General features: G+C 44.0%; 13 protein-coding genes and 1 tRNA gene. 3 read left to right on the forward strand and 11 right to left on the reverse strand.

Features of this window, described 5'->3' with window-relative positions; translation table 11 throughout:
• Positions 1-85: 85 nt before the first annotated feature.
• The gene (locus tag V7S65_RS16320) at positions 86-928 is read right to left on the reverse strand and encodes a rhomboid family protein (RefSeq protein WP_111576556.1); all 843 of its coding nucleotides are present in this window, start codon (positions 926-928) and stop codon (positions 86-88) included.
• Between the two features lie 279 nt (positions 929-1207).
• Here V7S65_RS16320 and V7S65_RS16325 point away from each other — a divergent pair.
• A tRNA-Asp gene (locus V7S65_RS16325) sits at positions 1208-1281 on the forward strand.
• Positions 1282-1788: 507 nt separating this feature from the next.
• Here the strand turns inward: V7S65_RS16325 and V7S65_RS16330 are convergent.
• Positions 1789-2220 carry a winged helix-turn-helix transcriptional regulator gene (locus V7S65_RS16330; RefSeq protein ID WP_227024382.1) on the reverse strand — a complete coding sequence of 144 codons (432 nt, stop codon included), beginning with the start codon at positions 2218-2220 and terminating at the stop codon, positions 1789-1791.
• A 31-nt stretch (positions 2221-2251) separates the two neighbouring features.
• Here V7S65_RS16330 and V7S65_RS16335 point away from each other — a divergent pair, with 31 nt between their 5' ends.
• Positions 2252-3118: an SDR family oxidoreductase gene (locus tag V7S65_RS16335; protein WP_079469137.1), complete on the forward strand. Its 867-nt coding sequence runs from the start codon at positions 2252-2254 to the stop codon at positions 3116-3118.
• 349 nt (positions 3119-3467) lie between these two features.
• Here the strand turns inward: V7S65_RS16335 and V7S65_RS16340 are convergent, their stop codons facing one another.
• From V7S65_RS16340 to V7S65_RS16380, 9 genes are all read right to left on the reverse strand, one after another.
• Entirely contained in the window at positions 3468-4862 is a 1395-nt protein-coding gene (locus tag V7S65_RS16340) for a sialate O-acetylesterase (protein WP_336387279.1), read from the reverse strand.
• 236 nt (positions 4863-5098) lie between these two features.
• Positions 5099-5998 (reverse strand): S1 family peptidase, encoded by a 900-nt coding sequence (locus V7S65_RS16345; RefSeq protein WP_336387280.1) that lies wholly within the window; start codon positions 5996-5998, stop codon positions 5099-5101.
• 41 nt (positions 5999-6039) lie between these two features.
• Entirely contained in the window at positions 6040-7134 is a 1095-nt protein-coding gene (locus V7S65_RS16350; protein WP_336387281.1) for a thioredoxin family protein, read from the reverse strand.
• A gap of 13 nt (positions 7135-7147) precedes the next feature.
• Positions 7148-8494, reverse strand: coding sequence for a TlpA family protein disulfide reductase (locus V7S65_RS16355; RefSeq protein WP_336387282.1), 1347 nt, complete (start codon positions 8492-8494; stop codon positions 7148-7150).
• A gap of 57 nt (positions 8495-8551) precedes the next feature.
• Positions 8552-9475, reverse strand: a complete 924-nt coding sequence (locus V7S65_RS16360; RefSeq protein ID WP_336387283.1) for a hypothetical protein — start codon at positions 9473-9475, stop codon at positions 8552-8554.
• 10 nt (positions 9476-9485) lie between these two features.
• Positions 9486-11069 (reverse strand): RagB/SusD family nutrient uptake outer membrane protein, encoded by a 1584-nt coding sequence (locus V7S65_RS16365; protein ID WP_336387284.1) that lies wholly within the window; start codon positions 11067-11069, stop codon positions 9486-9488.
• 12 nt (positions 11070-11081) lie between these two features.
• The gene (locus V7S65_RS16370; protein WP_336387285.1) at positions 11082-14756 is read right to left on the reverse strand and encodes a SusC/RagA family TonB-linked outer membrane protein; all 3675 of its coding nucleotides are present in this window, start codon (positions 14754-14756) and stop codon (positions 11082-11084) included.
• Between the two features lie 108 nt (positions 14757-14864).
• On the reverse strand, positions 14865-16025 hold the full coding sequence (locus V7S65_RS16375; protein ID WP_336387286.1) for a FecR family protein: 1161 nt from the start codon (positions 16023-16025) through the stop codon (positions 14865-14867).
• A gap of 77 nt (positions 16026-16102) precedes the next feature.
• Complete coding sequence (locus tag V7S65_RS16380) at positions 16103-16693, reverse strand: RNA polymerase sigma factor (protein WP_336387287.1); 591 nt, start codon at positions 16691-16693, stop codon at positions 16103-16105.
• A gap of 848 nt (positions 16694-17541) precedes the next feature.
• On the opposite strand from V7S65_RS16380, the gene V7S65_RS16385 reads away from it, so the two are divergent.
• Positions 17542-20826 (forward strand): PA14 domain-containing protein, encoded by a 3285-nt coding sequence (locus V7S65_RS16385; RefSeq protein WP_336387288.1) that lies wholly within the window; start codon positions 17542-17544, stop codon positions 20824-20826.
• The last annotated feature ends 132 nt before the right edge of the window (positions 20827-20958 follow it).

Here is a 20958-nt window from a genome sequence, read left to right on the forward strand (position 1 = left end):
GGGCGGATACACATGCCCCCTACCTATCTGCCGGTCCGGATGGATCAGGTTTCATCCAGGAAACCGGCCGTCGGCTGCTCCGTTATTAACTTATCTGGCGGGAGTATCGTTCCAGCTTTTCCTTTTCTGTTTTGGTTAAGCTGTTGATCCCTTTGTGATGAATTTTGTCGAGAATAGCATCCAGTTCTTTCTGGCGGTTGGCTTTTTCCACATTATATACATCATCGATATCCGCCAGCACATGGTGTTGATTATAATAGTAGTTATCAACCAGGATAATGTGAGGTTTGTGGATAATTACATACATGAAGAATACACAGGGTACCGTAAGCGCAATGATAACAGCGATATGCTGCATGATCACCGCCGGTTCTATCATCAGCCCGATGAGCATGCCCGCCATAGCACCTCCCAGGTGGGCGTCGTGGCCTATATTATCGCGGCGCGACTTAATGCCGTAAATAGAATACAATATATACACGATGCCATACCCCCATCCCGGCACGGGAAACAGTCCGAAGAAGCTCACCATCATACCCGGATACAGGACGATGGAAGCGAAAATGATTCCACAGATCGCCCCGGATGCGCCTACTGCACTATAGTCGCTTTCACGCCGATGAATGTACAGGGAAAGCAGGTTCCCCCCGATAAGGCTTCCCAGGTAAATACAAACGTAAGCTGCAGGCCCCATATCCGCTTCCAGCATCCCGCTGAAAAGCAGGAGGGAGATCATGTTAAAGATCAGGTGTTTCCAGCTCACGTGCAGGAATCCGCAGGTGATTAAACGCCGGTATTCCCTGTATAGCCGGATCCTCTCCACTTCAAATTCATACTTATTGAAAAAGGCGCGGCTTTTAAATCCTTTCCAGGAAATAACCACATTAGTAAGAATAATTGCCAGGGTGATGATACCGGTATAACTCATTTTATTTACGGGTCGTTTACAAACACCTCTGCAATATGTGAAATACTTTAAATATATCAAAATCCGGGTGATAGTTCTTTCCCGGTGATATAACCGTTCCCGTTAGATGCTTACGTCCAAAATATCCTACAGTAGCGGGTAACAGCGATCTGCATTTCTCCCGCAGGGAAATAAATTTCTGATTTTCTTCAAAAAAATTTGGTTGTTTGAAAATAATGTTGCTACATTTGCACTCCCCAAAGGGGGATATAGATCGGCTGAAAGGCCCGTCTGTATTAAGGATCGGTAGTTCAGTTGGTTAGAATGCCGCCCTGTCACGGCGGAGGTCGCGGGTTCGAGTCCCGTCCGGTCCGCAAGAAAGGACAAATTATCGAAAGATAGTTTGTCCTTTTTTCTTTGGTGGGTGTTTGCCTTCAAATAAAGATCCCATGTTTGACGGGGCGGGGTCCCCGCAGCTGATTTGAATTATAGAATATTACTTAATTGTTTTCATCACCATATTGTTGGCCTGGAAAGTTTGCTAAACTGATCGGCTTGCGGCCACTGATCAGTTCAAATGGATCTGATGTTTTATCAAATTCGCCTTCAACTATTACCTTAGCAGATAATGAACTCAGTTCGATTAAAGTTGGAGGAAGGCCGTAATCTTTTAGTGTTTTTTCAATTCGGCTTCCGATGGAGAAACGTAATTGATCTTAATGCCACTTGCCTCAGAAATGAGCTGAGCCACTTCTTCAAAATCATAAGCCTGCTCACCACTAACCGTAATTTTTTTGCTTATTCAAAATGTTTGCTCAGAGCGCATGGGGGATATTATAGATAGTATGCCATTGAAACCATGTTCGATTTCAGGTTGTTTATCATTTACTATCCGGAGGGGACTTCGTCAATAGGTGTTCATTGCTCCAATCAGCAATCCTCTCAAACACGGATATAAGACTTTTGCTTTTATCAGTAAGAGAATACTCAACGCGGGGTGGGTTTTCCTGGTACTGTTTACGTATGACCAATCCGTCTTTTTCCAATTCCTTCAATTGTTCAGTAAGTATTTTTCTTGAAATGGTCGGAATACGAATTGCGATTTCACCAAACCGTCTCGTACCAGAAAGAAGATTATACAAAATTACCGGTTTCCATTTTCCACCGATTATCTCCATTGCCGTCGTTATTGGGCAATTATTAAAGTCATTACAACTGCGTTCTTTAGTTACCATATCGTTACCACTATTTTGCCTGTTACCTTCTTGTAACAGGTTAACATCTGAAACTATTATAGTTCCTTTAGGTAACAAATGTATTTTTTAAAAGTAAAAATTCAAAAAGATGATTTTAATAACAGGAGCAACAGGACATTTCGGAAAATTAACCATTGATTTTTTGTTGAAGAAAGGAATTGAAACCAGTCAGATAGCCGTACTAGTGCGTAATACAGAAAAAGCGACAGATCTAAACGAGAAAGGCATAAACATCCGTGTGGGAGATTATAATGATTACTCATCTTTGGTGAGAGCCTTCAGAGGTATCGATAAGTTACTATTTGTTTCTGGAACTGACATACCCAATCGCACTTCCCAACATGAACAGGTTCTAAAAGCAGCGATGGATGCAGGTGTTAAACATATCATTTACACTAGCGGCGAGTTTAGGATAGAAGGTCAGGATTCTCCACTATGGAACTTCGTTGAAGCGCACATTAAAACTGAAAAGTGGTTAAAAGAAAGCGGATTAACCTATACCATTCTGAAAAACGGTTTGTATATGGAGTATATACCCTACTTTATTGGTAATGTGCTGGAAACTGGAATAATTTATCTGCCCGCAGGCAACGGGAAAATAAGTGTGGCCTTACGTTCAGAAATGGCGGAGGCAACCGCAACCATTCTTGCTATGGAAGGACATGAAAACAAGTCCTATCATTTTGTGAATACGGAAGCCTACGGATATGAAGATATAGCAAGATATATTTCTGAGTTCACAGGAAAGACCATTAATTATATCTCCCCGACGGAAGAAGAATTCAGGAAAACATTGCAGCAACAAGGCGTAAGCATTCCTGAAGAATACATTAGTATTATTTTGGCACAAGCGCAGGGCGATGCAGAGATGGTAAGTGATGATATGGAAAAACTTATCGGCAGAAAACTAACTCCGATAACAACGTTTTTGCAGGAAGCATATCAGCATGGCTAAACTACAACACCTCCCAAATCCACCCAATCCTGCATAATTTGTTCGAGGTTACGATACCTGGGGCCACAAGCTTTAAAGCCTTCAAGTCGAAAGATTTGAAGGCTTTTTTTTCTGAAGAATTTGAGAAACCCTCATCCGATCGATCTTACGCTCTATATTCATGCTCCTATAATTCTGGCACGTCGCTTTTGAAGTTTCTCCAATCTTAGGATCATTCTTAATAACATTCTCCCAAAAGCTGCGATTAGCATTACCCCATTGGTTCATGGCATCAATAATCGGCATCAACGACTTCTTCACTCCGGCTTTGAAAAACAAGCTTTCAGCTTTTCCCAATTCCTATTTTCATTTACTGTGCAACTGGCCAGCTATCAGTACGGAAAGGACCAACAGGTAAACCTTCGGAAGAAAAAACATTACCGATAGCAGCATTGGAGAAAGCGTATCTCACCGATGCTGGCTTCTCTACTTTTTTACTCCAAACGATCAGTGCACCTTTCTCCACCTTTGCGGATGCTTCATAGAAAATATGGTCCGCTCCTGCTATATACAGGGCAACCGGTGCTTTGCCATTGATCCGGAGAGAAGTGGGAACGTTGGTGAAACGAAGTACTGCTTTGTTTTTGCTGATGCTCATTTCTTTGAGTACAGGGCTTTTCCAGGTAAACCCTGTTTTGCCATAGTTCTCCCCCAGGGCCCAGGCGGCCAGCCTGTTACCAACTGATCTCTTATCCTGCGGGTGAATATCTTTCACATTTTCTGTAACGTCAGATACTACAACCATACCAGTTCCGGGAAGGACGCTGCTGCGTGCCTGTGCCTCCCGAAGGAATGCAGCCTGATACTCCTTTTCGTAGGTAAATGGTGCAATCTGAACATAGTAAAAGGGCAGCGGCTTATGCCACGCCTCACGCCATGCCTGTATCATGCCGGTGAACAATGGCATGTAGGTATCGGCGGTGTTCACATTGGCTTCTCCCTGGTACCAGATAACTCCCTTTATGTTAAAATTGATAAGAGGAGCTATCATCGCATTGTAAGCATAACCTGGTTTATGTGGCCACCATGCGGCCGGGGCCAGCTTGGCAGCGGCTGCAGAAAGTTGTTGCTGATCGGCTACAAGATGCTCCGGCGCCCATACTTCTGCTGGTGTTCCTCCCCAGCTGGCATTGATCAGGCCAACAGGTACTCCCAACGATTTCTGAAGGCGTACCCCGAAAAAGTATCCTACTGCACTGAAAGGCTTCAGGCTATTGCTGTCGCATACTTCCCAGCTTCCCGGACAATCGTCCTGTGGATATGGCGCAGTAGTTTTGGGTATGTTAAAGAACCTGATGTTATTGTTACTGCAAACAGGCAATTCGGCAGCTATCTGCCGGATACCGTTATAGTAACTGTATTCCATGTTGGATTGCCCTGAACATAGCCATACCTCGCCGATCAGGACATTTTTCAGAATAATCTCATTGGATCCTTTCAGTCTTATTTCATAAGGTCCTCCTGCTGCCGGAGTATGTACTTTTAAAGCCCACTTCGCATCTCCGCTGGTGGTAACAGTCGCCGTTTTGTTATCCCAGCCTGTAAATACCGTAATCTTTTCTGAAGGGCTTGCCCATCCCCAGATGGTTATGCTGTCGTTTTGCTGCAGCACCATATTGCTGCCAACGAGTGCCGGTAACCTGATGGCGGCATGAAGTACCGCAGGCAACAGCAACACAATACCGTAAAGAAGGAGTTTTTTCATAATCGCGCTTAATACTTTGGGGGGTAAATATAACACCCATACCTGATAATTGAAAATTGCTCTGCAGAAGTTGTTTCAATTCCATTCAGAAAATTAAAAGCCTTCTCAAATTCCCAGGAAGCACCCCGTCCTGCTCCGAGTATTGAACGATACTTTTTAACAAAATTGGAGGATCGTTTTTAAAAAACGATCCTCCAATAAACCAGAGGGGCCAATAAAAATCCCACGCGTAAAAACTATTCCCGTATCAGCTTCCACAGTGATTCAACAGGCACCGTATTCTTCAGCACCATTTGTACACCTGCATTTATATCACTATGCAAAAACATACGTGTGTTGGCTACCGTGCCAACCACATTACCGTAAATATCCATTACAGGTCCGCCGCTGGAACCGGTGGCGTAGTCAGCTGATACAGATATCATCTCGCGGAAGAATTTTTGGTCGCCCTCACCAACTTCTTCCAAATACCTATTATTCACATTCCCCTGGGAAAAGAAATAATGTATTCCTTTGGGATGACCAAGTATATAGATCTTGTCGCCAACTTCAACTGAATCAGCCAGCGAAAGAGCGGGTAAGACGTCACCATGGGTATCCAATTGAAGGACGGCAAGATCATTCTTCTTAGACGATGCAAGAACGGCCTTTACTGCATAGGTACGTCCATCAGCCATACGCGCTACAAAGCCTTTTGGTTTATTGCCGTCTTTCATAAAGGCATAGGAAGCCGCAACATGGTAATTGGTAACCATGATTCCTTTGCGATCAATGATATATCCTGTTGATTCGCTCAGATGCACGTTTTCACACCTGGGACACAGATAGGCCACCCCGGTAATAACGGTTGCGTTTTTTGCCTTTTCGTACAGGGTATGGGCTGACAGCTCTTTTGAAACCGGCTTCACCAGGTCCGCCGTTACCCCGCTCCGTTCTGCAATAAGTGCCTTTTGTGCGTCTTCTGCACTAATACTCCTTTCTTTTGCAGATAAGGAATCGAAAGATTTCAGGAAGCCGGCAGCTATCTTTGCATCGTCCGTAAACGTCTGTCCGACCGCTATACCAGCTATAAATAAAATATTCACTGCCAATAAAACGGTCCATTTGATTGCATATCCTTTCGAAAAAAAACTCATTTGACTTCTTTTTAAAATTCCGGGGACCTCAATGCTTCCCCTTATTTACTGATGCTTTCTAACTGGGACTTATAATGCTTTGCCTGCCTTTCAGCATTCCTGCTTCCCATCTGAAAATACTCCCTGATAGCAGTTTTCTGGGCATCTGTAGCCTTAGATACTTTACCCGCCAGGATACCATCCAGTATACCTTTAAAGACATCATTATCCGGTAAATACACTATATACCGCTTATAGTAATCAATCATCCCATCCAGGTCCTTGTTAACAACATACAACGCAACCCTGCAGAGGTGGGCCTCCTGCTTCATCGGATCCAGCTTCAGCAATGCAATGGTATATGCTATATCCTCCACCTGCCGGGGCGTGTAAAACACATTGTACCTGGCGCCATTTTCATTTGCGATCAGATACATATGCTTACGGACTTTGTCAAAGATCATCCTGTTGGCAACCTCTGTACCCAATGCCTTGTCAATGTTGCTTTTATCTAACATCAGCTTTCTGAAGAAAGGGCTGCCAAATTCCACCGCTCCCAGCGTCAATTCTAAATAGTCAACACTGAATCGCTCATAATCCATCGCATTGTCAAAAATCTCACTCAGCACAACAGACGGATCCTTTGCATTTTCGTATAGCGCCTTTGCATAAGGCAATCCTGTACGAAAATTCTTATCCTTCTCGTAAGCTGCCTTCAACTTTGCCATTGAATTATCAGGGTTTAAAGCCACCTTCACCTTTTCAATAAACTCCTCTGCACCCGCTTTTCCTACTACCCTGTTAATTTCCTCCCCTTTTGCATCGAGGATCAGGAATGTCGGGAACATTTTGACATCATATTTCTTAGCGATATCAATGCCCTCTCCTTTTTCCATATCGAATTTGACAGGAATAAACTTAGGATTGAAGAAGTCTCCTGATACTTTTTTAGGAAATTCTTGTTTGGCCATTTCAATACAAGGTCCACACCAGCTGGTATAGCAATCAACAAAGATCAGTTTTGGCGTTGCCGGATCAGCAGCTTTCGACATGGCCTGTTGAAGCGTCAGCTCCTGGAATATTATTCCCTGTGCAATAGTATGCTGTTTACCCAAAACGCCTATTGTTAACAGAATGGAAATGAAAAAAAATTTCATATGCTGTTAAGTATTAAATTTTTGACTCGATTAACTCTTTTAATTTCGGATCAGAGGGCCTGATGGCATCATAACTCACCATTTTACCGTTTTTGTCAAACAGGATGAACCGTGGCACTTCTGTTATTTCGTAATCCTGGATCAAACTTCCCTGGTTGTTAGAGTATAAATGGATGCCCGATAAGTTCTTTGTCTCTACCATATTCGTCCATTTATCCTTCTCGGTGTCTATTGAAATACTGAGGAAAACCACCTCTTTCCCCTCGAATGATTTCTCGAGTGCTTCCAGCGCCGGCTGTTCTGCAAGACAAGGCTTACACCAGGTAGCCCAAACATCAACCAATACTACCTTGCCCCGGAAATCTTTAAGATGATGTACTTTACCATTTCTATCAGGATATGCAAAATCAATTGACTCGCCGCCGGGTTCCTTCAAAATGGCTCTTTTCTCAAAAACTTTCATCCTGCTCTTCTGCTGATCTGTGACCATATATTGTTTGTTCTTACTTACAAAAGCAGCCATTTTCTGATATTCCTTGCGAGCTAATACTGTAAGCACATAGTCAGCTCTCATTTTTGGGTTAGTGATCTCAGGAACAATGACGTTCTCCAGGTATCCATTCTCTAAATTATAAACGAAGTGTTTTACAAATGCTGAATTCTGGATATAACTATAACCAAAAGGGAGTGTCCATATCTGCTGATCTGAATAATTCTCGGTCTTAAACATGTTGGAAATAAAAGCCGGGTATTGATCATGCCGGGCATATCCCAACCCTTGTAAAAACGGACCTAAGGCATCGTATCTGAAACTGTATGGCAGCATCATTTTTAGATAGTGGTCAAATTTTGTGTTGCCTGTTTTGATATTGTTCACAAATGCTTCTGCCGGTTTTACCAGGGAATCAAGTGTAGGGGCATAATCGTCCGCTGCCCGTTTCCAGCCATCTTTGGTATAGTTAAAATTTCTAAGTGGCGCTACAATTTTATTCCAATCAGCAAACACCTTATTCTCCGCATTTACTTTGCCGGAGTAGGTGATCTTCCCTAAGCCTGCATCGATCGTCAGTGAATCGCCTTTCCGCATATATACCGGATATACTTCATCAGCGAATCCGATATAGCGGATCACATTCAGATCACTGTCTGCCAGCTGCGCCTGAAAGGAATGGTCTTGCCTGGCTACCGGGATCATAGACACAGGTACCATACCACCATCAGCTGCCTTGAAAAGGTACATCTGGCTGGTACCCATTGTAATGGTATTTTCTTTCACAAACTTACCTTTGATCACGGCATGCTGCGCCCAGGCCGCCGCTGAAATACCCAGCAGCAGGATAGATAAAACTGTCTTTTTCATATTTGATTTTAATTATTATTTATAGTATGTTTTTGCCGGGATCTGCTTCCTTACCGGCTACTTAAGAGGCACTCCCATATCAGTAAGTATCTGTTTGATATAACTGTATTTAATCATGATATTATCCTGGTTTCCATAAAGCTGTTTAAACTGCGCCTCTGAATTGCCCAGCGCGGCCTCCAGGTACATACACACATCCATCCATGTTGAAATCGGCGTGTAATACGTATTTCTTGGATCGGTACCCAGGAATCCAATGGCCTGTGGTGTAGCCGCCACCCCTGGCGGCAGACCTGTTACCAGGCTGGCAAGCTGGAATTGATACACACCATATACATCGCGCGAGGTCACAAATTTTCTGGAGGCATTGTAAAATTTTTCCAGGGTAGCGCTGTATTTATCACTGAGTACTGCATTGGTAAGAAAAGCACGCAGGATAGCTCCTTTATAAGCAGCCCTGGTGGCTTCGTTCATACCTGGGATTTGTGGCACAGCGCCTATAACAATTGTATTGAATCCCTTAAAGGCATATTTACCAAATGCATTGCTGTTCAGTGTATCTACAAGCAGGATACTGGGTATATGCACTCCCTTCGGCAGTGCCGGTATGATCTCTGCCCTCAGAAAATCCAATGCAGCAGGCGCATCTGCTTTTGAACAATAAGTAAATGACTGCACTATTGGTGGCGCTCCGGATTGCAGGCCACCCAATGAGTAGCTCATCGACAAAACTTCATAATAAGTATAATCATGTCCAAACACATCCCGCCGCTGCTGGGAACCAATGGTATCATTGATGTATATAGGTATCCCGGTTTCCTTGTAGAAAAGGTAATTGGCATGAATCGTTGCATCATTTGGATCATCCGCCACCACAAGCCAGTTTTTATCATAGTCAGGAAAAACTGTTTCTTCCTCCTTTCTGCATGATGCCGCCAAAGTCAATAAAGAAAAGGCGATCAGAGATATTTTATTTTTCATGTGCACTGGATTATAGTGGTTGAATCTGACGAACAGGACGAATTGGATTAGTAAGAGTGCCACGATTGAATTCTATGGCATAGTCAGGGATTGGTACCTGCCAGCCTGCACCGTCCTCCGCAACGGATTTAAGTACATAATTACCCACCAGCGTATGCGTGTTAGATGGCGCATCATAACTGTATACAGGATGTTTGATAACAAAGGAAGATGGTAATGGATATTTTGAATTCACCGCATAACGTCTGAGATCAAACCAGCGATGTCCTTCAAAACATAGTTCACGACGCCGTTCAGCACGGATAAAATTAACAAGCGCCTCATTGGATGAAGGGAGCTGGTCAGTACCGGCATTCCTGAAGCGTTTCATGCGCAGAAGCTGTAATTCAGCCCGTGCCTCGCCGTCCGCCCCCGTCATAGCCAATGCTTCTGCGCGATTCAATATTACTTCTGCGTAGCGGAAAGAAAAAATGCAGGATACCTGGTCAGGATCATTATACGTGCTCCAGGCGCGGTATTTGGCCGGTAACCAGGACTTACTTTTAGCAGCCCTGCTGAAGAAAGCAACACGTCTCAGATCCGCCGTATCATAAATACTCACTAAATCATTAGAAGCTTTGAAGGCAGAAACCCGGTTATCATTGCCACTCCACTGAGAAAGTGAGTCGTTCATAAAAACGGCAGGAATAACATATGAGCCCATGGTGAAAATAGACTCACCAGCGCCCCGGTAGGTGAAGCTGTTGCCCGCTACATACTGATTGAGGTCAGTAAGGTTGTAGCCCATTGTTTCAAAACCCTTCACTGTTGCAACAACTTTATCATATTGCTCTGTATACAGGTATACCCGGCTTTGCAAAGCCTTAACAGCTGCAATGCCAACCCTTATCCTGTTGTCTGGATTATACCCTTCCAGGTAGGTGGCCGCTTCATTAAGATCTGCTATGATCTGATTGTAGACCTTCTCATTATTATCGCGGATAAAATATTGGTCGTCTATCTTTTCAGAAACTTTTACAGGTACACCCTGGTCTGTTGTAGCAGTACTTTTCCGGTAGGGAGCTCCATAAATATTTTGCAGCATAAAATAATAATATCCCCTGAGAAAATAAGCTTCGCCGCGTAAATGCTTTAACTGCAGATTTTGGGCTGAACCGTCGGCCAGTTTAGCCGCCTGGAAAAGAATTGCATTCAAAGCTCCAATACGTTTGTACAATCTACGCCAGGCAGTTTCTTCCCACGTGGCGTTCAGAATATCAACCGCAGGCACCTGGCCCCAGTTATGAAAACCGGACAGTTTGTAAAGTGGGGTGGCCTGACTTGTTTCCACGACGTCCGCCACAAATGCTTCACTGTCGTCATCCATTACATGCAGCCATGGAGCAAAGACACTCAATTCTGATGATATATCCGACAGGGTGGACTGGCTGTAGATAGATAGTTGTATATTATTTATAAAAGCTTCGCCGATCATCAGACTCTCGAGATCTGCCGTGGTGGAGGCATACTTTTGATCTGTAGTATATTCCTCCAGGAATTTGCGGCATGATGACAACAACAGTAAGCACGTAAGCAGAACAAATACATTTTTCATGGTGCTTATATTTTAAAATGAAACGTTAATACTACCGGTATAGGTAGGTCTTATCGAAAGGTTGATATTGGGAGAGCCGCCTGACTGTTCCGGGTCCTGACCTTTTAACAGCCTGTTGGTGATGGTGAACAGGTTTGTTCCGGTAATGCTGACATAGGCTGAAGCAAATCCTAACTTCCGCATCATTTTCTCATTGAAGTTGTACCTGAACGAAGCAGACTGAAGTTTCACATAATCAGCGCTTACCAGCCTTACATCCGAGTTGTCATACATGTCGTATACGCTGCCTGCAAAAGAATAAGCACTTGCCGGATAAATATTCCACCAGGGAACGTTAAGAGCGTTAGTGGCCTGTAAACCGGGAATATTGGTATAGTTCTCGTCACCCGGCCGGCGCCATCTGTCTACAAATTCTTTCCGCAGGTTTTGCTGTGGATAAGTAACAGAAGAAGCATATCCGGACGCTATTTTCAGCATCCTGATCTTGTTGCCAAGAGAATAGGTAATATTGCAGGACAGACCAAAATTACGCCAGCCGAAATAGTTGGAGATACCACCTTGTATAAAAGGCTCTCTGCGACCGGACTCACTCATCACGGACAGATATACATCCTCCCTTTTCATCTGGGAGTATTTCTTGTTGTATTCATCTGCCAATCCTGGTTCTGCACCATAAAAAATGGGAGAACCATCAACAGGGCTCAGACCTTTAAATTTATAGGAGTAAAAAGTATTGATCGGCTTCCCGGACAATTGTACAGTACCATTCAGGAAATCATCATAGGTAATGTTGTCTACCAGCACATTGTTCCTGTTATTGATGGCCCTGTTCAAAACTTTGTTCAATACCTGTCCCAATTGCGGATCTATACGCCATACAAATCCGCGGCGGGAACTACTTAAAGAGGCGTTATCAACAGCCTTTATCGACAATGCTACCTCTATACCTTTATTTTCAAGGGTCCCGCTATTGATAACATACTTTTCTACCCCATTGATCTCAGATACTGTTTTGTCAAGAAATGCATCTTTGGTTCTCTTATAGAAATAGGCAAGCGATCCGCTGAGTTTTCCTTTTAAGATCGAAAATTCCAGGCCGGCATTAAACGATGACGTCTTTTCCCATTTAAGATCCGGGTTAGGGTAGTTTATAATATTGGAAGATGTTTCATTATAGTAGGGATTTGTATTCAGGTTCTGGCGGATCACCATGTTGGCAGACTGGCCAGGCAACATATTCCCCTGCCAGCCCCAGGATCCTTTGAGCGCAAGGTCATTGATCCAGGCTACATCACTAAGTACATCGTTCTTCATGTTCCACCGGCCTGAAACCGCCCAGATAGGCAGAAAGCGATTGTTGGTCCTGGATCCAAAAAGGTTGGATTGTTCCCCCCTGATATGGACATTCAGCAGATAGCGGTTATCATACGAATAACCCGCTGTACCAAACCAGGCAAAATCATTGGTGAGCTGGCGGTTAAAATAGCCCAAGGCAGGTTTTGTTGACATCCATTGCTGATAATATCCTGTGTAGGTGGTAGGTACAATATCAAAGTACCCACCCATCTCTCTGAAATAACCTCTCCTGGTAATATTGAACCCATCGTATCCATTAGATTTTACTTCCACACCACCAGTAGCTGTTAAAGAGTGTCTGCCGGATTTATCCAATGTTGTTATGTAATTTACCTGCAAACGGCCGGTATAACTTTTATTCCGCGTTTCATACTTCTGCAGTTCACCTCCGACCGGGGCCAGGTCCCACCTGGTTGTCTGATCAGCGCGCAGCTTAAATATATAATAGGAATCTTTGGTATAGTACAATTCCCTGTTGTTGTTGCTGATGCCAAAGGCGAAAGTGCCTTCCACATCTAATCCCTTTGTTATCCGCCATTTTAACAGGGCCTTGATGTTGGCAGAAATGAGGTCAGTATGATCATTACTGTTATCACGCTCGTTCAGGATATTGTAATTATAATTGAGCAACCCATTGGTTTGCGGGTAATAAAAGAGACTTCCATCCGGGTTATAAGCCGGGATCGTACGGCTGGTATTATAGGCATAGTTCATGATACCCAGATCCGATGGCGTATAATTCCTCACCTGGTAGCTACCGTTGAATGCGATCTGGGCCATGAACTTCTTATAGTCAGCGGTGACATTCAGCATGGAGGAGTAACGTTTGTTATTTTCTCCATTGATCACGCCATTTTCGTTGAGATAACCGATCGAGGAATAATACTTGATATCATTTGATCCACCTGAGAGGTTTAGCGTATGATTTTGGGTAAAAGCGTCTCGTGTAATGAGTCCCAGCCAGTCTGTGTTCACATTCGCATAATAATCACTTAAGCGTTTGAACTCATCATAGGAAATCTTGCCTTCGTAGTAATCCTGCAAGGCCCTTTCATATCCTGACCATTGTGTTATATTGTTATAATGCATGCCACGTTCCACCATTTCTTTGGATACGTCCATGCGCTCCCTGGAAGTCATCATATACATGCCTCTATCAGCATATCTCGGGCGTCGTGTATACCCGGATGACAAGGAGTAAGATATCATAGGCTTTCCGGGCTTTCCTTTTTTGGTAGTGATCACGATCACACCATTGCCGGCTTTTGCCCCGTATAGCGCAGTTGCAGAAGCATCCTTCAGCACATCAATCTGCTCAATATCGTCAGGATTCAGGCCTGCAATTGCATTACCCAGCAGGTTCACAAAATCGAGGTCATTGATCTGCTGCGGATCTACATTCACAGGATCAGTCAGTACAATACCATCGAGCACCCAGAGAGGTTCACGGTTGCCAAGAATGGTGGATGTTCCGCGTATTCTTAGTTTGGGAGCTGCACCTACCTGGCCGGAGTTCTGCATGAATATCATTCCAGGTACCCTACCCTCCAGCAATTTGTCAATAGTATTCACTCCGGGGGTTCTGATATCGTCCATCCTGATAGTAGTGACAGCACTGGTAAGATGACGTCTGTCTATTTTCAGATAACCTGTATTAACCACTACGTTTACCTCGTTAAGGTCAGCGGTAGTCAGTGCAAGGGTTACTATCCGGGCTCTCTGAGCGCCTATCTCCAAATCTGCATATCCGAGCAGATGTATCTGAAGGATATCATTGGCATACTTGCCCGGAATGATGAATTCACCGTTTTTATTCGTTCTGGTACCGAAGTTGGTATTTTTGACTTTTATGGTAGCTGCCTCCAGTGGTACTCCGGCGTCGTTGGTAACACGGCCGTTAATGTCAGATAATAAACCGGCATTCTGATCTGCAACGGTTTGATTTTTCTCCGTAATGATGATCAAACCGTCTCTGACTTCATAGCTCAACGGTTGTTCTGACAAAAGTTTTTGCAACGCGCCGGTAAGCGGCTCTTTTACCAGCTTCAGTGTAACGGGCCTGGTCTTTTTCAGAATGCGGTCATTGTAAGAAAAATCATACTTCGTTTGTTTACTGATTTCTTCTGCCACCTTCACAAAGGGAGCATTCTTCACATTCAACGTAACTGTTTGCGCCCATACAGACGTGAACAGTTGTAAGAACAGAACAGGGAAAAGGATAGAAAAAAATTTGTGCGGAAAGGATAATGTGCTACCATCTTTGTTCTTTGCCGAATGCTTACGGTAAAGTACATACCTTCCTTTGCCTTTGCGAAAAAGGGAAGCGCCCATAAGTGAATAGTTGGTTTTTGGTTGATTATAAATATAAGATTCCCACCAGCTGGCATGTTATCAACATGCAACTCCAAATGACAGCCAATAAATGATTTTGGTAATTTACTAATGCACTACGCTAATATTCCTTTCCTTTACTTCGAATTTTATATCTCCTATTTTTTCAAGTGCGTGCAGCACAGTTGACAATTTTTTATCTCTCCTGATAGACGCATGAACTTTAATATCTTCCGGAACTCCGGTGTAATCCACCTTCAGGTCATACCATCGTGCTACCTGGCGCAACACCTCAGCCAATGGCGTAGCTTTAAACCGGAAGTCACCATCTTTCCATGCAGTGTACAATGATACATCAACAACTGCTACATCGAAATTTGCTTTATCCAGTACTGCCTGCTCCCCCGGATGCAATTGTACCGACGCTGCTCCTTCTCTGCCGTCTAATTTTACGCTGCCGCTTACAAGTGTGGTCACTGTATTGTTCTCATCTTTATAACAGTTGATATTAAAACCAGTGCCCAATACTGTTACATCCTGGTTGGATGTATGCACGATAAATGGCTGGGAGGCATTATGTGCTACTTCGAAATACGCCTCCCCATTCAGGATTACCCGCCGGTCTTTTCCATTAAATACCGTTGGATATGAAAGCGAAGACGCTGCATTCAGCCAAACCCGTGTGCCATCACTTAAGGTAACACGGTATTGTCCCCCCCTTGGCGTACTTAAGGTGACCCGTTGGATAGATTCTTTTACAGACAGGGTATCACCATCTTTGTAATGAATACTTTCCCTGTCTACCACAATTTCCTGCTTCTCACCATTCAATGGATATACCGTTCCATCTGATGCGATAAGGGTTGCACGATTTGTACCAGGTGGAATATCACGGCTGGCCAACTGCGAGGTGGCATATCGGTTATGTGCAAACTCTTTATAGAAATAAAATCCGGACGACAATACGAGTAGTAAGCCTGCGGCGGCGGCTACCCCTTTCCACCATGATATTTGCTTATATTTTGGCGCATGTGTTATACCTAGTTGTTCCCGGATACCATTCCACGCCTGATCTTTAACTATCCTGACTCTTGTATCCGGTAATGATGACATGCTGTTCTCCCCTAAAAAATGGGATATGAGCAGGGCATCCTGTTCTGCCTGATTTTCTTTACGCTGGAAAAAATCATACAGGTGGGATAATTCCTCATCGGTAATTGTTTCTTCAATATATTTTTTGAAAAGTTCTTCTATATTAATGTTTTCCATCTTAGCAAACAGCCCTGTTAATGCATGATTACAGATAAATACACACGGGAAATAAAAAATAGCACCCCTGGAAAAAATTATTTTTCAAAAAAAACCGGGACTAGCATCGCGAACAAATAAATGTAGTTGGATCTTAATATATTTCTTAGCTGCTTATTAGCCTCTTGTATGTGATGATTGATAGCAGAGGCACTAATATTTAACCGGCTGCTTATTTCTTGATAGCTGAGGCCATCTATCTTATGCATGGTATATACCTCCCGCTGCCTTGGTGTAAGTTTATTTAACGCAGCATACAGTAACTCTTTGGCTTCAGATTGATTAAGGGATTCTTCTATGGGATTATGACTACCATCCGCATTAATTTGCTTGCGCATTAACTGATCATATACACTTCTTCTATATACGTTTTTTGAAAGATTGGCTGCCATTTTAAATACCAAAGCACCAAAACTAAGTTCCGGATTGATACTATGACGGACCTCCCAGATCTTAATAAACAGATCCTGGAGAATATCCTCTGCTAATTCTTCAGATCGCAGCAATTGAAGTAACTTCATAGTCAGGCGGGGGGCATAGATTTCATAAAGGGCTTTAAAAGCAAACTCATTCCCTTCCCGCAACCTGCGTAACAGCTCCTTCTCATCGGTGGTTTGTATGATATCCACTTCCCTTATTATTAATTTCTGCTGAAATTATAAAAAGAAAAAAAGAATAGCCAATATTTCTGAAAAATATATAAAATGATGTCATAACTATCAGGGAAATGCCCTACGATGTCCGGCATTCCATCGGCCTCACATGTAACAGGCGAAACACATGTCACTTTGACACTTAAGTATCCGTAATCGTAAAAAGCGACTGGCTTTATCTGATTACGATCATGGACTCGCCAGCGGAAAGATTGTTGGATGGTACATGAATACGGGTATGACAGTCAGAGAAATGATTGTTGTTGCCCAGAGTATGACTATCAGCATGTAATCCACATCTGTATCATTTCCACCCCTAATTTGCGACATTTGAGTACCCTGCCCCAAAGATAATCTCTGTAGTTTTATAGTATTCGATTAAGAGAAAGATTCCAGTTATGAAAATATGTCTGTTGCGACTAATCCTTCAGGGCACGCCCTTGTGTATTGACATGTTGTCAGCACCATCGTCATACACCCAAACAAAGGTTAGCGCTAATCGTTTTACCAATTTTTCTCCGCACAAAGTCAATTTCTCTTTTCCATTCCAAATTGCAGCCTCATTCTAAACCGATGGGATGCTGTGTTTCTGTAGCCATTATCCACTCAATTAATCTGTAAATATGAGTCAACCAAACCACCCGCTTTCGACTATTGCTGTTATCGGTACTTTATTACTTTTCATCACTGGCGATGATACTTTTACTCAATCCAGGGTTGGTAAATGGCACTTTAGACGAGGATAAAAAGCGGCAGGTAAAGGGTAACACTATCTTTTCAATTTTGCCTTCTCCGGGCTTAATTTACTTAAACCATTAACCTTTATGAAAACAAAATCACAGACACCTTTTAAACAAACGATTATGCTTCTTTTGGATTTCGGATTTTTTAAATCCACCGGAACATTTTCGAAGGTCAGGCAAAAATCACTTGCCATCCTCCATTTACTTCCCGTTTTTATTATGTTTCATGCCTATGAACTGAAGGCCCAATCCACAGCCAGCTATACCTGGAAGAATGTAGCTATTGGTGGTGGCGGATTTGTTTCCGCTATAATTCCAAGCAAAACTGAGCAAAACCTGGTTTATGCCAGGACAGATGTGGGAGGAGCCTACCGCTGGAATGCATCCACTTCAAGTTGGGTGCCGTTGTTAGATTGGGTGTCGGACGATGAAGTCGGGTATCTCGGTGTCGAGTCTTTAGCGATAGATCCCCAATCGCCCGGCAGGGTCTATATGCTGGTAGGTATCTCTTATTTCAACGGCGGGAAAACAGCTATACTCCGGTCTACCGATTACGGCAATACCTTTGCCGTTACAAACGTTACTACACAATTCAAGGCACATGGCAATGGTATGGGCCGGCAAACCGGAGAAAAGCTTGTAGTAGACCCTAACAACAGCAATATTCTATATTGTGGTACCCGTTGGAATGGATTATTCAGAAGTACCGACGCTGGTGCTACATGGAGCAGGCTGAACTCACTGGATGTAACCACAACCCCTAATGAAAACGGGATAAGCTTTGTGGTTTTAGACGGAAGCAGTGTTTCAGGAGGAGTTACCCAAAGGATCATTGTCGGAGTTTCACGCAGCGGGAGTACCAACCTGTACAGAAGTGATAATGGCGGACAATCTTTTTCCGCTATTTCCGGCGCTACCACCACTTATATGCCACACCGGGCTGTTTTAGCAAGTAACGGAAACCTGTATCTCACTTATGCCAATGGTGCGGGGCCAAGCGGGCATTGGTCGCTACCGGAACCTATGGATAACGGACAGATCTGGAAGTACAGCATTTCCACAGGCGCATGGACAAACATTACACCTTCCGGTTTCAACAAGGCATTCGGAGGCATCAGCGTTGATCCCAATAATCCCAACAGGATTGTGGCTAGTACCATCAACACCTATATGAACCAAAATGGCGCCTGGGGCGACAGGATGTTACTGAGTACAAACGGTGGTTCAAGCTGGGTGGATGTGGTAGACAGGGGATTTACCATGGACCCGGATGGTATCACCTGGGTTAGCGGTCATGCCATCCATTGGGCAGGCTCAATAGAATTCGACCCTTTCAATACTGAAAAGGTTTGGGTCACTTCAGGTAATGGTGTTTTTAGAAATGATAATATCAGCTCCAGCGGCACCTGGCGGTTTGCAGTAAGAGGGCTGGAAGAAACGGTACCGCTTGGCCTGGAAAGTATCTCCAATGGTCCTGTGATTTCTGTTATTGGCGACTATGATGGGTTCAGACACACCACCAATGTTAGCCAATATGCACCAATTCATAATCCGCAAATGGGGACCACCAGCGGATTGGCAGTAGCTGCTCAAAATACAAACAAAATTGTTCGGGTAGGAAACGCTATGTATTATTCCAATGATATGGGGTTAACCTGGACGCAAAATAGTATGAATGGCTCTCACGGACAGGTGGCATTATCAGCTAATGGTAATACTGTGCTGCACTCCCCGAAGGAATCTTCTGCTACATACCGGTCAACTAATAATGGATCCTCCTGGTCTGCGGTAAGTGGTTTGAGTTTTAATGAAGCACGGCCGGTTGGCGATCCGGTCAATTCCGATAAATTTTATGCCTATAATCCCGGAAATGGAGCGGTAATGGTGAGTACCAACGGTGGATCTTCTTTTTCCCAGGCTGGTTCAGTTGCGGGCGGTGGCTCCAAAGTCATTCGCCTGGCGCCTGGAAGGGAAGGTCATGTTTGGATAGCTTTGAACAACGGAGGACTGGCACGTTCAACTAATTCAGGGCAATCATTTTCCACCATAAGCGGTGTCAGTAATTGCGGAGCCGTTGGTTTTGGGGTGGCTGCACCCGGGGCAAATTATCCTGCGATTTACATTTGGGGTACCGTCAATAATGTCAAAGGCGTTTATCGCTCCACAGACCAGGGTGCTTCATGGGTTCGTGTAAATGATGATACGCATGAATACGGAGGTCCGGGTAACGGGCAATTCGTACAGGGAGATATGAACATCTTCGGAAGAGTATATATGAGTACAGCAGGCAGAGGTATCGTTTATGGAGATCCATCCGCCTGTACACCTACTGCCATTACCCCGTACTTACAGATTAATGGCGGAACCTGGCAGCAAACAGCCAGTGCCTCTTTAACTGCAGGCGGCACCATTCAGTTGGGCCCTCAGCCTACGCAGGGAGGATCATGGAGTTGGAGCGGGCCAAATAATTTTAGTGCTGCTACCCGTGAAGTATTCATTTCAAATATCCAGGCTAACCAGGCAGGGAACTATGTAGCCACCTATACCAATAGCGGCGGATGCCAGAGCACCCAAACTTTCAGCATTACCCTGACCGGCTCCATACTGAGGGAATCCTGGACCGGAATTAGCGGAACTGCTGTCAATAGCCTGACCTCTACTACCAATTATCCCAACAACCCTACAGGCAGAGATCAGATCACCAGCCTGGAAGGCCCCACAAATTCGTCGGATAACTATGGAACCAGGATCCGTGGATATATCCATCCTCCTGCAAGCGGCAGCTATACCTTCTGGGTAGCGGGAGATGACAACGCCGATTTATACCTGAGCTCCGGCGACAACGCAGCCAATAGCTCAAGGATAGCTTATGTGAATGGGTGGACCAATTCCAGAGAATGGAATAAATACAGCACACAGCAATCTGCTTCCATTAACCTGGTTGCCGGTCAGAAATACTACATTGAGGTCCTTCATAAAGAAAGTAGTGGTGGAGATAATATATCTGTAGCCTGGCAGGGTCCTGGTATCTCACAACAGGTAATCGCCGGAAACTACCTTTCCCCCTTCATTCCGGGAACAGGCGGTACTTTGGCAGCCAAATTATCATCGAACGTAAATATTAATGACGATGCTGTTAGCCTATATCCGAATCCTTCCAGTACAGGAAAATTTACGATTCTTCTTCCGGAAATTCCGGAAAATGCGTTCGTAAGAATTTATGATAACCATGGCAGAATGCTCTATGAAAAGAAAACTCACGGGAATAAAAAGATAGAGATCGATTCACGGCTCAATCCAGGGTTCTACATTATCACGATAGAATCGAAAAGATTTAGTTCCACTAAGAAACTCGTCATTAATTGACAATTTTTTCGCCAATGACCGGGAATGCTCCAGCAAAGCATTCCCGGTTCCTTTCATAACTGGGGGCCATCCGGTCCGCAGAAACACGAATAAACCCGCGCTAGTCGCGGGTTTTCTATTTTAAGTCGGGTA

The sequence above is a fragment of the Chitinophaga sp. CCNWYY40 genome, assembly GCF_037483205.1.
Taxonomy (GTDB): Bacteria; Bacteroidota; Bacteroidia; order Chitinophagales; family Chitinophagaceae; genus Chitinophaga; species Chitinophaga ginsengisegetis.